At 13.2% G+C, this 15,762-nt stretch carries 8 protein-coding genes; 5 read left to right on the forward strand and 3 right to left on the reverse strand.

Going from position 1 to position 15,762, the window contains the following annotated elements:
• Positions 1–8 precede the first annotated feature (8 nt).
• Entirely contained in the window at positions 9–1,460 is a 1,452-nt protein-coding gene (locus tag AB4W47_RS00355) for an NADH-quinone oxidoreductase subunit N (RefSeq protein WP_367670666.1), read from the forward strand.
• 136 nt (positions 1,461–1,596) lie between these two features.
• Positions 1,597–3,078 (forward strand): glucose-6-phosphate dehydrogenase, encoded by a 1,482-nt coding sequence (zwf, locus tag AB4W47_RS00360; protein ID WP_367670667.1) that lies wholly within the window; start codon positions 1,597–1,599, stop codon positions 3,076–3,078.
• Positions 3,079–3,132: 54 nt separating this feature from the next.
• Here the strand turns inward: zwf and AB4W47_RS00365 are convergent, their stop codons facing one another.
• Positions 3,133–4,959: an ABC transporter ATP-binding protein gene (locus AB4W47_RS00365; RefSeq protein WP_367670668.1), complete on the reverse strand. Its 1,827-nt coding sequence runs from the start codon at positions 4,957–4,959 to the stop codon at positions 3,133–3,135.
• A gap of 416 nt (positions 4,960–5,375) precedes the next feature.
• Here AB4W47_RS00365 and cls point away from each other — a divergent pair, with 416 nt between their 5' ends.
• On the forward strand, positions 5,376–6,839 hold the full coding sequence (gene cls, locus AB4W47_RS00370; RefSeq protein WP_367670669.1) for a cardiolipin synthase: 1,464 nt from the start codon (positions 5,376–5,378) through the stop codon (positions 6,837–6,839).
• A gap of 658 nt (positions 6,840–7,497) precedes the next feature.
• Here cls and serS read toward each other — a convergent pair.
• Together serS and AB4W47_RS00380 are read right to left on the reverse strand one after the other, a co-directional pair.
• The gene (gene serS, locus AB4W47_RS00375) at positions 7,498–8,799 is read right to left on the reverse strand and encodes a serine--tRNA ligase (protein ID WP_367670670.1); all 1,302 of its coding nucleotides are present in this window, start codon (positions 8,797–8,799) and stop codon (positions 7,498–7,500) included.
• Between the two features lie 1,482 nt (positions 8,800–10,281).
• Positions 10,282–12,693, reverse strand: coding sequence for a 1-acyl-sn-glycerol-3-phosphate acyltransferase (locus AB4W47_RS00380; protein WP_367670671.1), 2,412 nt, complete (start codon positions 12,691–12,693; stop codon positions 10,282–10,284).
• A gap of 466 nt (positions 12,694–13,159) precedes the next feature.
• Between AB4W47_RS00380 and AB4W47_RS00385 the strand changes: the two genes are divergently transcribed.
• Positions 13,160–13,819, forward strand: coding sequence for a DedA family protein (locus AB4W47_RS00385; protein WP_367670672.1), 660 nt, complete (start codon positions 13,160–13,162; stop codon positions 13,817–13,819).
• 193 nt (positions 13,820–14,012) lie between these two features.
• Positions 14,013–15,761, forward strand: a complete 1,749-nt coding sequence (gene argS, locus AB4W47_RS00390) for an arginine--tRNA ligase (RefSeq protein ID WP_367670673.1) — start codon at positions 14,013–14,015, stop codon at positions 15,759–15,761.
• The last annotated feature ends 1 nt before the right edge of the window (position 15,762 follow it).

Here is a 15,762-nt window from a genome sequence, read left to right on the forward strand (position 1 = left end):
AACTTCTGATGATAAAAAATTTTCAACAACTAATTATACTATTTCCGTTGTTGATTCTTGGATTAACAATAGTTATTTTAATTCTTACAACATCTTTTAATTTTAAAAAAAAAATATATTCTTATATAATTACTATTATTTCATTAAATATATCAATATTATCTTTATTTTTTATAAAAAAAAATAATATTTTTTATCATAATTTTTTAATTATAATGGATAATTATTCTATTTTTTATATATTTTTAATATTAATTTCTAGTTTAATTACATCTATAATTTCATTTCTTTATTTAAAAAAATATACATCATATTATGATGAATTTTATATATTATTATTAATATCTACTATAGGAGCTATTTTTCTTTCTATTTCTAATAATTTTATTTCTTTTTTTATAGGATTAAAAATTATTTCTATTCCTATTTTTGGAATGATGAATTATATTTTTAAAAAAAAAAATTCATTAAATACAAGTATTAAATATATTATTTTATCTACTATATCATCTTCTTTAATTTTATTTGGAATAGCATTAATTTATTCTAAAACTGGTAATTTATCTTTTGAAGAAATTAAAAATATTTTATTTATATACGATATAAATCATAATAAAATATTTTTAATGGGAATAGGAATGATAATATCTGGTATTAGTTTTTATTTATCATTAGTACCTTTTCATTATTGGACAATTGATGTTTATAAAAATTCTCCTACATCTTTAATAATTTTTATATCTACTGTTAGTAAAATAGCAATATTTTCTGTTGCAACAAGAATATTTTATTTAATTAATAATACTTCAATAAAAATTATATTTTCTTTATTTGCAATTTTATCTATTATTTTAGGAAATTTATTAGCTTATAAACAAAAAAATATTAAAAAAATGTTAGGATATTCTTCCATATCTCATATGGGATATATTATAATAAATTTTATTACAATAAATAATGATCTTATTTCTATTGAATCTATTAATTTATGTATTTTTAGTTATATTATATCTAATTTAATATTATTTAGTATAATTACTATTATATCTAATTATTATAATATTAAAAATAAAAATAAAATGTCTTTTTATAAAGGATTGTTTTGGAAACAACCAATATTAGCAATTTCTTTTAGTATAGCATTATTTTCATTATCTAGTTTTCCATTAACTATTGGATTTATAAGTAAATTTTACATATTATTTTTATGTATTAAAAATAAATTATGGTATATTATTTTTTCTATATTTTTAGGACATATTATTGGAATTTCATATTATTTACGTATTATAATTAATATTTATTATCCTATTAATAATAATTTATTAAAAAAAATTAATAAAAATAAATATTGTAAATTTAATGAAATATTAATTTTTATAATTTCTTTATTTATATTAATTTTTGGTTTATATCCTCAACCTTTAATAAATATATCAAAATATTCAATATTTTATTAAATTTAAATAAAAATTATTTAATAATTTTTATTTATTTTTTTTTATTTTAAATAAATATTTAAAAATTTTTAAAATTTAATAATTTATTAATTAAAATTTTTAATAAATAATATTTTCATATTAAAAAGGAAAAAATTTGTCTAAAATATTTTGTTATGTTCAAGCATGTGATTTAATAATTTTAGGAGCAAAAGGAGATTTATCTCGTAGAAAATTATTTCCTGCATTATATAATCTTGAAAAAAAAAAAATACTTCACCCTAATACTAAAATAATAAGTGTTGGTAGAGCAAATTGGAGTATAAAATTTTATAAAAATATAGTATATAAAGAATTAAAATGTTTTATAAAAGAAAAAATTAATAAAAAATTATGGAAAAAATTTAGTTCTAGATTAAATTTTTATAATTTAGATATAAATGAAACTGAAAATTTTTATAAATTAAAAAAAAAACTTAATCAAAAAAAAAGAATTACAATTAGTTATTGTGCAATTTCTTCAAATAATTTTTTATCTATTTTTAATGGTTTAAAAAAATCAAAAATAAATAATAAAAGTTCTAGAATTATTTTAGAGAAACCTATAGGAAACGATTTTAAATCTTCAAAAAAAATAAATAAAAATTTATCAAAATTTTTTAAAGAAAAACAAATTTATCGTATTGATCATTATTTAGGAAAAGAAACAATAATAAATTTATTAACATTACGTTTTGCTAATTCTTTATTTATTAATAATTGGAATAATCAATATATAGATTATGTTCAAATAACTGTTGCTGAAAATATAGGAATAGAAGGAAGATGGGAATATTTTGATAAAGTAGGTCAAATGCGTGATATGATTCAAAGTCATTTATTACAAATATTAACTATAATAACAATGTCTGCTCCAACAAGTTTAACATATAATAATATTCGTGATGAAAAGATAAAAATATTACGTTCATTAAGAAAAATTAATTATAAAAATGTTGATAATAAAACTGTAATAGGACAATATACAAGTGGTTATATAAATGGGAAAAAAGTTCCTGGATATTTAGAAGAAAAAAAATCTATAAAAAATAGTTTTACAGAAACCTTTGTTTCTATTAAAGTAAATATTGATAATTGGCAATGGAAAGGAGTTCCATTTTATTTAAGAACTGGAAAAAGACTTCCTGTAAAATATTCTGAAATTGTAATTTTTTTTAAAGATTTATCTTTAAATATTTTTAAAGATTCTTGTAATATTTTACCTAAAAATAAATTAATTATTCGTTTAGATCCAAATGATAAAATAGATATTGAAATTTTAAACAAAAATCCTAAATCATATAATATATATGCTTTAAAAAAAAGAAAAATAAATATTAACTTAAAAACAAAACAATTTTATAAAAAAAATCCTAAAATAGATGCTTATGAAAGACTTATATTAGAATTAATGAAAGGAAAAAAAGATCTTTTTGTTAGTAATGATGAAATAGAAGAATCATGGAAATGGATAGATTCTATAATTATTGCATGGAAATTAAAAAATAAACGTCCATCATTATATAATGCAGGTACTTGGGGTCCAAAAGATTCAGAAGTTATGATTAATCGTGATGGAAAATTTTGGAAAAATTTTTAAAAAATTAAAATATTTTTTTAAAATAAAAAATTTTAAAAATTAATAAAAAATTATTTATATATTTTTACTACTTTGATAAAACCAAAGACGAGAATATAATTTATTATTTTTTATTAAATCTTCATGTTTTCCTTCTTCTATAATGGATCCATTATTTAAAATTATTAATCTATCCATTTTTAAAACTGTAGATAATCTATGAGCAATAGATATTACTGTTTTTCCTTTCATTAATTCATATAAATTTTTTTGAATTTCTAATTCAATTTCAGAATCTAAAGCACTAGTTGCTTCGTCCAATATTAATATTGGAGCATTTTTTAAAATTACTCTTGCAATAGAAATTCTTTGTCTTTGACCACCTGATAATTTTACTCCTCGTTCTCCAACGCATACATCATAACCTTTTTTTCCATTATTATCAGAAAGAGAAACAATAAAATCATGAGCACCTGCTTTTTTTGATGCATCAATCATTTCATTTTCTGTGGCATAAGGTTTTCCATATAAAATATTATCTTTTATAGATCTATTTAATAAAGATGTATCTTGTGTAATCATACCAATTTGTCTTCTAAGACTTTTTTGTTTTATTTTAGAAATGTCTTGGTTATCTATAATAATTTTACCTTTATTTATATCATAAAAACGTAATAATAAATTTATTAAGGTAGATTTACCAGATCCAGATTTTCCTATAAGTCCTATTTTTTCTCCTTTATTTATTTTTAAATAAAAATTATTTAAAACAATATTATTATTTTTATTAAAATTATAAGAAAAATTAATATTTTTAAATATAATTTCACCATTTTTAATATAAAGTTTTTTTGCATTAGGAATATCATTAACTTTATTTTGATATGAAAATGTATTAATTCCATCTTGTACAATACCAATATTTTCAAATAAAGATGATATTTCCCACATAATCCAATGTGAAAAATTATTTAATCTTAATAACATTATAGTAACAGATGTAATAGCTCCAATACTAATAAGTTCTTTTGACCATAACCAAAGTGCTTCACTTAAAGTAGTAATTATAAGAATTATATTTAAAAAATGATTAATTATTTCAAAACTTGTAATTATTCTCATTTGTTTTATTACTGTTTTTAAAAATTTTTTCATTCCATATATAATATAATTTTTTTCTAATTTAGAATTAGAAAATAATTTTATAGTTATAATATTATTATAAGTATCAGTAATTCGACCTATCATCAAAGAACGAGCATTAGATTGATTTTTTGATAATAAGGATTGTTTAGGAACAAAATAATATATAGATATAATATATAAAAATAACCAAATTAAAAATGGTATAATCATTAATATATTAAAATTTCCTATTATTGTAATCATAGTAAAAAAATAAATTATAATAAAAACCATAATTTCTGAAATAATCATACATATGTCACGAGTAGCTATTGCAGTTTGCATAATTTTAGAAGATATTTTACCAGAAAATTCATTTTGATAAAATTGTATATTTTTTTTTATCATAAAAGAATGAAATATATATCTAAGCATCATAGGAAAATTTCCACATAATGTTTGATGTTTAATCATAGATTGTATTGATATTAAAAAAATACTTAAAATTAATATTATTAATAAAATAATTAAATTTATTTTTTCTTTTTCCCAAAAAATAGAAGGTTCAATTTTATTTAACCAATCAATAATTTTTCCAATAATAGAAAATAAAAAAGCTTCAAATATACTAATTAAAGATGTAAGTAATATCATTATTATGAAATAAATACGTATTCCTTTTGTACAAAACCATATAAATAAAAAAAAATTTTTAGATAAAAAATTTTTTTTATTTTTAGGATATGTATTAACTAACTTTTCAAACCAGTTAAACACAGTATCTCCTAAATTTATTTAATATATTTTTATAAAAAATTATAAAATATAATATAAAAATTTTTTAAAAACAAAATAATAAATATATTATATTATTTTATTTTTAAAAAATCGAGCTTTTATTTTTATATAAAAAAATCTTATTTATATATGTATAATATATTTATGTAAAATTTAATAAAATTTATATATAAAAAATAATTTTATATTTTATTTTATATAAAAAATTTATTTAAAAAAATATTGAAGCAATTTATAATTATATTTTTATTTTTAAATAATTTTATATATTAAATATAATATGTTTAAAATTTTAATAAAGATTAAAAAAATTGTTTAATATTTTAAATTTATATTAAAATATAAAAATTTTTATTAAAAATAAATATATTATTTATTTATAAGATGAAACTTTTATGACAACATTTTATTTTGCAATAAAATTTTTATTTTCTTTAATATATTGGTTAATTATTATAAGTGTTATTATAAGAATAATAATTAATAAAAAAATAATTTCAGTCTTAATATCTTGGTTATTAATTATTTATATTTTTCCTTTAATTGGAATAATAACATATTTATTATTTGGTGAAATTTATATTGGAAAGAAAAGAAAAAAAGAAATAAATAATATATGGAAATATATTCAAAATTTTGTTTCAAATATAAAAAATTCTAAATTTTTATATTCTAACAAAATTAGCAAAATTTCTAAATCATTATTGAAATTATGTAAATATTATCAAGGAATAGATCCTTTAATAAGTAAAAATATAAAATTAATTAATAATTATGAAAAATATATTATATATTTAATTAAAGATATAAATTTAGCTAAAAAAAATATTTATATTATTTTTTATATATGGAAAGTAGGTGGTTTAGTAGATAAAGTAACGGATGCTTTGATTTTAGCTTCAAAAAGAGGTGTAAGTTGTAGAATTATTTTAGATTTAGCTGGAAGTATTAATTTATTTAGAACTAAATATCCAAAAATATTAAAAGATTCAGGTATTAAAATAATTTCAGCATTAAATATTAATATTTTTGAAATATTCTTAAGAAGAATGGATTTAAGACAACATAAAAAAATTATTTTAATAGATAATAATATATCTTATATTGGTAGTATGAATATGGTTGATCCTAATTTATTTAAAAAAAAATTAAAAATAGGACAATGGATTGATATTATGGTTAGAATAGAAAGTTATATTAATATAATTATTAATATTATTTTTTGTTATGATTGGAAAATAGAAACTGGAGAATGTATTCTTAATTCATTACCTAATATTAAATTAAAAAATTTTAATAAAAATAAATTTCATTATACAATTCAAATAATTATTTCAGGTCCTGGATTTCCAAAAGAAATAATTCATAGATCTTTATTAATTTCTATATATTCTGCTAATAAACAAATAGTTATAACAACACCATATTTAATTCCTAGTAATGATTTATTAAATGCAATTTGTATTGCATCTCAAAGAGGAGTTAAAGTACATATTATTATTCCAAAAAAAAATAATTCTATATTAGTAAAATGGGCTAGTCGTGTATTTTTTGCTAAACTTTTAAGATCTGGAGTATTAATTCATATGTTTATTGGAGGATTTTTACATACAAAAAGTATTTTAATTGATAAACAATTAAGTTTAATAGGAACTGTAAATTTAGATATGAGAAGTTTATGGTTAAATTTTGAAATTACACTTATAGTAGATAATTATAATTTTGGAAAAAATCTTGCTTATATTCAAAGAAATTATATGAATAATTCTGAAATTCTTAAAAAAGAAAATTGGTATAAAAGACCATTTTGGAAAAAAATTATAGAACGTTTTTTTTATTTTTTAAATCCACTACTTTAATTTTTTTATTTTTTTATAATATTTATTTATAAAAAAATTATTATTTTTAAAATTTTTAATAAAAATAATATTTAAATATAAAATTTATAAAAATTTTTAAAAAAATATTTAAATATAAAATTTATTTATTTTTTTATAAGATTTTATAAAAAATTATTAAAATAAATTAATTTAACACAAATTAATTTATATGAAAAACAATAATTATTAATTTTTTTTAAAAATAAAATAATTATATAAAATATATTTTTTATCAAAAAAATAATTAATAAATATTAAAAAATTAAAATATATATAAAATTATTAAAAAATTTTTAATATAAATTTAAATAATTTAAAATTTTTGTAAAAAAATAATAAATAAATAAAATTTAATTAATTTTTTTTATAAAAATAAAAAAATTAATAATAAATTTTAATAAAAAATTAATATTATATTTTAACTTTAAATTTATAAAAAATAATTTTATTAATTTTATATAAATTAATTTTTATGTATAAAAAAATAATTTAAAAAATTATTTAATTAAAATTAAAAATAAAAAAATAAAATTAAAAAATAAATTAAAAAAATTTAATAAAATTAATTTTTAAAAATTTTTTTATTTATATATATAAAATATATATAATATTTTAATTTAAAAAAAATAATAAATTTTCAAATAAAATCTTTATCTTTTAAGTTATACATATATTTTTTTAAAACTTTTGGTATTAAAATTGATCCATCATATTGTTGATAATTTTCTAAAATTGCTGCCATAGTTCTTCCAATAGCTAAACCTGATCCATTTAAAGTATGTAAAAATTTATTTTTTTTTATTTTATTTTTATAACAAACTCTTGCTTTAATTCTTCTAGACTGAAAATCAATCATATTAGAGCAAGAAGATATTTCATAAAATTTATTCAAAGAAGGAAACCATACTTCTAAATCATATGTTTTATAAGAAGAAAAACTAGTTTCTCCACTACATAATAATACTTTTCTATAAGGCAAATTAAGAAGTTGTAAAATTTTTTCAGCATGATTTGTAATTTCATCAAGAGTTTTATCTGACTCTTCAGATGTCACTGCTTGAAATATTTCTACTTTATCAAATTGATGTAATCTAATTAATCCTTTATTATTTTTTCCATATGATCCTGCTTCTGATCTAAAACATGGAGTATGTGCAGTAAATTTTATAGGTAATTCATCTATTTGAAAAATTTTATTACGAAGTATATTTGTTAATGGAATTTCTGCCGTAGGAATTAATGCATATGATTTTTTTTTATTTTTTATACTAATTTTATTAGTATAAAATAAATCTTTAGAAAATTTTGGTAATTGTCCAGTACCATATAATGATTCTTCATTAACAATATATGGAACATAATATTCTTCATATCCATGTTTATTAACATGTATATCTAACATAAATTGTGATAAGGCTCTATGTAAAAGAGCTAATCTTCCTTTTATTATAACAAATCTAGATCCAGTTAATATTGATGCAGAAGAAAAATCAATTCCATTATTTATATTACCTAATTCTATATGATTTTTAATTTTAAATTTATATTTTTTAATATTACCCCATTTTAATATTTCTTTATTATATTTTTTATTATTACCAATTGGTACTTTATTATCTATAATATTAGGAATAGATAAAAAATAATTTTTAATGTTTATTTTTAATATTTTTAATTTATTTTTTAAAATTTTTAATTTTGAATGTATATTATTTATTTTTATTAAAAGAACTTTAATATTTTTTTTATTTTTTTTATATATACCTAATTTTTTAGATAATTTATTATGTTTTGATTGAAGATGTTCAGTTTCTATTTGTAAAATTTTTCTAGTATTTTCTTGTTTTGTAATTAATTTTATATTTAATATAAAATTTTTTTTTATAAGATTTTTATATATATTATTAATGTTTTTTTTTAAAAGTTTTGGATCAATCATATTGATTCCTGAAATTTTATTTAAATATATATTTTTTAATATATTTAATTTTTAAATAATATTTAAAATAATATAAAATATAATTTTAAATAAATTATTTCATATAAGAATTATTGTTAAATAATAATTTAAATTTATTTAAAATTTAATTTTTATATAAAAAATATAATTGTTTTATTAATTTTAAAATAAAAATTAATAAAAAATAATTTATTTAAAATCATTAAATAATAAAATATTAATTTAATAATTTTATTAAATTATTAAAATAAAAAATAAATAAAATTTTATTAAAATTAAAAATTTAAAAATATTTATTATAAATAAAAAAATAATTTTAAATATTTATAAATTATTAAAATATTTAAAAAGATATTATAAAACTTTTTATAAAATTTTTATTATAAATAAAAAAATTTTTAATAATTTATTTAAATTTAATTTTATTAAAAAAACTTTATTTAATAAAATATTAAATTTTTTATTTATTAATAAATAAATTATTTATTATTTTTTTTGAAATATTATTAGAATTTATAACTTATGTTTATAAAAATATTAATTATATTTTAATGTTTTTTATTAATATAAATAAATATATATTTTAATATTTTGATATTAAAAATTATATATTGTAATTATACATTATTTTATTAATAAAAAACAATATATAACTTTAATAAAATATTATTATTATAATAATAAAAAAATTTAAAATATATATTATTTTAAATTAAAAAATATATATAATAATAAAATAAAAATAATTTTTATATTATATTATAATTTTTTTTAAAATTATTTTAATAATTAAAAATTAAATTAAAAAATAAAAATAAAAAATAATATATTTTATTAAAATTTTTAAAAATTATTATAAATTTATATATATAATTATTTATTTATATTGTTTTAATAAAAATTATTAAAAAATAATATTAAAAAAATAATAAATATTTAAAATTAAATATAAATATATTATAAATTAAAAATAAATTATATTCATTAATAATAATAAAAATAATTAAAAATTAATAATAAATTATTATTTTATTTTTTAAAAATCTATAAATATATATAAATAATATTATTTATATTATTAATTTATTTTTTATAAAAATTAAAAAATAAATGTTTTTTATTAATTTCTTATATTTTAATAAAAATTAATTAAAAATTTTTATAAAAATATATATAAAATTATTTTATAAAAAATAAAATATAATTATTTATTAAAAATAAATAAAAATAATAAATTAATTTTTTTAATAAATATTTAAAATAATATTTAAAAATTTAAAAAATTTTAATAAAATTTTATATAAATAAAATAAATTAAATTTTTATTTAAATTTATATAATAAAATTTTTAATATTTTTTATAAAAAATAAATTTTTTATCAAAAAATATTTATATTTTAAATATTTTTTTAAAAAATTATATTTATTTTAATATAAAAAATTTAAATATTAATTTAAATTTTAATAAAAATTATTTATTAAAATTAATATTTTAGATGAAATTAATTTATTAACTATTTTAAATAAATTATTAATATTTAAATTATATTTTTTATTTTTTTTATTTTTTATATTATAATTTTTCTTTAATATATTTATTAATGAATCAAAAGATGTTTGATAAAAAAATTTATCTATATTTAGATTAAGATATAATGATATTTTTTTTGCTAAAATATAATTTTTTTCATTTAATATTTTTTCTTTAATTAAACAATTATTTTTAAAAAAAATAAAAAAAGTAATTGCATATCTTTGAATATTATCTTTTAAAATATTTGATAATAAATAAAGAGTAATATTATATTCAAATTTTGGATATAATTTTTTAGATGAAATTATAATTAATTGTTTTTTTTTAAATTCTAAAATTATATTATTAACTAATTTTAAAACTTTTTTATTATTAAATTTTAAAAAAAATTCTAATTTTAAAATTTTATAAAATAATAAAACTTTTTTATTTAATTTTTTTTGACTAATTCCTGAATAATTTATAATAAAAATTGAAACTAATGATGGTATTATAAATATATGTTGAATATTATTTTTATAAAAATTAAGTATTTTAAATTGATTATTAGATAAATAAACAATATCTTCATTAATATTTTTTAAAATTTTTATTTTTTTCATTTTTAATGCATTATTTATTAACTTTTTTGAAGTATTATTTGTAATAATAATTTCAGAAGAATATTTTATTTTTTTTAAAAAATTTAAATAAAAATTTATTTGAAACTTTAATTCATTTATACTTAAAGTATATCTATATGAATATAAAAGTATAATAGAACATAAATTAATAGAATTAATTACTGTTAAATTATTAATTTTTTGCATAAAAAATAAAGAAATTTTTTTTGATATAGATATTATCCATTTTTCTTTTTTATATATATTTTTTTTAAAATATTTTTTATAATTTAAAAGTTTTTTATTTAAAAAATCATTTAAAGATAATGGTTTTCCAAAATTTATAAAGCTTTTTCCTAATTTTTTTAATTTAATAAATGATTTAATCATATTAATAAAATTTTCTTTTTTTTTAGAAAATCCATTTAATTCTTTTATATATGAAAAATTATCTAAAATTTTTTCATATCCTATATAAATAGGAATAAATTTTATTTTTTTTTTTGGATTTAAAATTATATATTTAATTATTATACTTAATATACCAATTTTAGCTTTTAATAAATATCCTGTTCTAGATCTACTTCCTTCAATAAAATATTCTAATTGATAATTATTATTAAATAATTGAATTATATATTCTTTAAGAACAAAATAATATAATTTATTTCCAATAAATCTTCTTTTAATAAAAAATGCTCCTAAATATCTAAAAATATTTCCCAATGGCCAAAAATTTAAATTATTTCCTGCAACTATACAAGGAGGCATTAATCCTTTATTATAAAGAATATATGAAATTAAAATATAATCCATATGACTTTTATGACAAGGAATATAAATAATTATATTATTATTTTCTAATAATTTATGTATAAAATTTATATTATTAGTTTTTATATTTTTATATAATAAATTTAAAAAAAATTTTATAAATAAATTTGAAAAATATATAATATTATTAGAATAATAAGTAGACATTTCTTTAAATAAATTTAAAATATTAATTTTTAATTTTTTTATAGAAATATTTTTTATTTTATATTTATTTAAAATTATTTTATTTAATATTTTATTTAAAAAAGTTTTTTTAAATTTTTTTTTTATATTTTTTTTATATCCTATAGAAATATTCATATATCTATAAAAATAAATAGATGATAATCTTATTAAAATATTAATAATATTTTTTTTTAATTTATAATTTTTAATAATTTTTTTAAGAGAAATTTTTTTAGAAAAATGTATAAAAATTATATTTTTTATAAAAAACAAACAAATAATTTTTTTAAAATTATATAATAATTTTTTTAAAAATGATTTTTTATATAAATTAAAATTATTTATTTCTCTTATATTAATAGATACTAATATAATTTTTACATCTTTAATTTTTTTTTTTAAATATAAATTTTTATACTTATAAAAATTTTTTTTAATAAAAGTTTTTGTATTATTAGAATATTTTTTTTTTATATTTTTAAGATATAAATATCTTGGAAAAATTATATTTAAAATTTTTAATGGTTTTAAAGGATCAATTAAATTATTTTGTAAACAATATTTTCTTAAGATATAAAAATCTAATTTAGAAGATGTATTTATTAAATAAATATAAGAATTTTTAATATAAAAATTATTTTCATATATATTTTTTATATATATTTTTTTATTTAAAAAAAAATTCATTATTTTATATAAAAAAATGTTATATTTTTTTTTAAAATTATATATCATTAAAAATTTTTCCTATAAATAAATGTTTTTAATATATTATATATTATAATATGATATATATTTATATATATAAATTATATAATAATATAAATATTTATTTTAAATAAAAAATAATTTGAAAAATTATTTATAAATTATTTAATACTACTTAAATAATTTATAAAAAATAAAATTATATAATAAATTTTAAAAAATTTATTTAAAAAAAATATATAAAAAACAAATATTTATTATTTAAAATTTTTTTTAAAAATAAAATATATTTTTTAAAAATATATATAAAATTTATTATTAATAATAATTAATTATATTTTTTATTTTTAAAGTAAAATAAATTTTAATAAAATTAAATTATATAAAATTATATAAATAATATAATTTTTATTAAAAATAATTTAATTTTAATTAATTTTTTTTAAAAAAAATTAATTAAAATTAAATTTTTATGATTTATAGAGATAAATAAATGAATTTTTTAAACAAAATTTGTATTATATTATTGCAACAAAATTTTGATAAATTATATAATTATAAATTTATTTTAATTACTTATATAACAATATTTATTATTATTTTTTTAGAAAATGGATTTATTTTAGCATCTTTTTTACCAGGAGATAGTTTATTAATATTAGTCGGTGCATTAATAGAAAAAAAAATATTAAATTTTTATTTAATTATTATTTTATTAACTATTGCTTCTAGTATAGGAAGTTGGATAGGATATATTCAAGGAAAATGGTTAAATAAAAATTCTATGGTTAAAAAATGGATAATAAAAATTCCTTCTAATTATTATGAAAAATCATATCAAATTTTTAAAAAATATGGATTAATTTCATTATTAATTGGTAGATTTATAACTTTATTAAGAACATTTTTACCTGTTTTAGCAGGTATATCTAAATTAGATGAATTAAAATTTCAATTATTAAATTGGATTAGTTCTTTTATTTGGATTTTTACATTAATTACATTAGGATTTTTAATTAAAAAAATACCAATTATTCAATATTATGAATCTCAAATTATGATTTTTTTGATATTATTTCCATTAATATTATTAATTGTTGGAATAACTGGAATTATTATATTTTTTTTAAAAAAAAATAAAAAAACTATTTGATATTAATTTATTAATTAAATTTTTAAATTTTAAAATAAATAATAATTTTAAAAATTTTAATAATTTAATTAAAAAATAATTTTTTAAAACTTTAATTTAAAATATATTAAATAATTTTATTTATATAAATATAAATTATTTATTAAAAAAATCTATATATTTTAAATAAAATTATTTGTTATTAATAAATATTATGAATATAAAAAAAATTTTATTAAAAAAATTTATATTATCTTTAAATAAAAATAATATAAATATACCTTCTTTTATTGATATTAAATTATCTAAACAAAATAAATTTGGAGATTATCAAATTAATAGTGCTATTAGTATTTCTAAAAAACTTAAAATTTCATCTATGGAATGTGCCAAAAAAATAGTAAATACATTAGATCTAAAATCAATTGCTTATAAAATAGAAATAATAAATCCTGGTTTTATAAATATTTTTCTTAATAAAAAATGGATTGAAAAAAAAATAAATATTTCTATGAAATCAAAAAGATTTGGTATAAAAATTGTTAAAATTCCACAAAATATAATAATAGATTATTCATCTCCTAATGCAGTAAAATCTATGCATGTAGGTCATATGAGATCTACTATAATAGGAGATGCAATAGTAAAAGTTTTAGAATTTTTAGGACATAAAGTAATAAGAGCAAATCATATTGGTGATTGGGGGTCTCAATTTGGTATGATATTAGCATATTTATTTGAAAAAAAAAAATTAAAAAAAAATATAAATAATATAATTAAAAAATTTATTCCTAATTTAGAAAAATTATATATTTCTGCAAAAAAAAAATATATAAAAGATATTGATTTTGTTAAAAAATCTAAAAAATATTTTTTAAAATTACAAAATAATGATAAAGAATGTTTAAATATATGGAAAAAATTAATTTCTATTACTATTAATCAAAATAAAAAAATATATAAAAGATTAAATGTTAGTTTAACTAATAATGATATTAAAGGTGAAAGTTTTTATAAAAAATTATTACCTAACATTGTTAGTGATTTAAAATTAAAAAAATTAGCTATAGAAAAAAATGGATCTACTATAGTAGTAATAGATTCATTAAAAAATAAAATTGGAAAAGATATGGGGGTAATTATTCAAAAAAAAGACAAAACATATTTATATATAACTATAGATATAGCATGTTTAAAATATCGTTGTGAAATTCTTAAGGCAGATAGAATTATTTATTATGTTGATTCTCGTCAAAATCAACATTTAAATTTATCTTGGAAAATTGCTAGAATTGCTGGATATGTATCAAAATCAGTTTTATTAGAACATCATATGTTTGGAATGATGTTAAATAAAAATAAAATTCCTTTTAAAACAAGAGATGGTAATGTAATTACATTATTAAGTTTACTAAATGAAGCATCAGAAAGAGCATATAATTTTTTATCTAAAAAAAATATAAAAATAAATAATAAAAAATTAAAATATATATCAGAAATTGTTGGAATTGGTACAATTAAATATTCTGATCTTTCTAAAAATAGAATAACTAATTATATATTTGATTGGAATAAAATTTTAAGTTTTGATGGTAATACTGCTTTATATATGCAATATGCTTATGCTAGAATTAATTCTATTTTAAAAAAAAGCAAATTAAAAAAAAATAATTTAATTAACAAAATATTTTTATCTTCTCAGGAAGAAATAAATCTTGCTATTAAAATTTTACAATATGAAGAAGTTATATATTCAATGGCAAAAGATGGAATGCCACATTTTTTATGTAATTATCTTTATGAAACTTCTGTAATATTCTCATCTTTTTATGAAAATTGTCCAATTCTTAATATTAAAAATAAATATTTAAAATTAAGCAGATTATCATTATCTTTTTTAACTTCACGTATTTTAAAACATGGTTTAAATATTTTAGGAATAAAAACAGTAAAAAAAATATAAA

The sequence above is a fragment of the Sodalis-like secondary symbiont of Drepanosiphum platanoidis genome, from assembly GCF_964059955.1.
Lineage (GTDB): Bacteria > Pseudomonadota > Gammaproteobacteria > Enterobacterales > Enterobacteriaceae.

Bases quoted from the DNA above. Each gene is read 5' to 3' on its own strand.
- AB4W47_RS00355 (WP_367670666.1), top strand. From the start codon at position 9: ATGATAAAAAATTTTCAACAACTAATTATACTATTTCCGTTGTTGATT.
- cls (WP_367670669.1), top strand. From the start codon at position 5,376: ATGACAACATTTTATTTTGCAATAAAATTTTTATTTTCTTTAATATAT.
- serS (WP_367670670.1), bottom strand. From the start codon at position 8,799: ATGATTGATCCAAAACTTTTAAAAAAAAACATTAATAATATATATAAA.
- AB4W47_RS00380 (WP_367670671.1), bottom strand. From the start codon at position 12,693: ATGATATATAATTTTAAAAAAAAATATAACATTTTTTTATATAAAATA.
- AB4W47_RS00385 (WP_367670672.1), top strand. From the start codon at position 13,160: ATGAATTTTTTAAACAAAATTTGTATTATATTATTGCAACAAAATTTT.
- argS (WP_367670673.1), top strand. From the start codon at position 14,013: ATGAATATAAAAAAAATTTTATTAAAAAAATTTATATTATCTTTAAAT.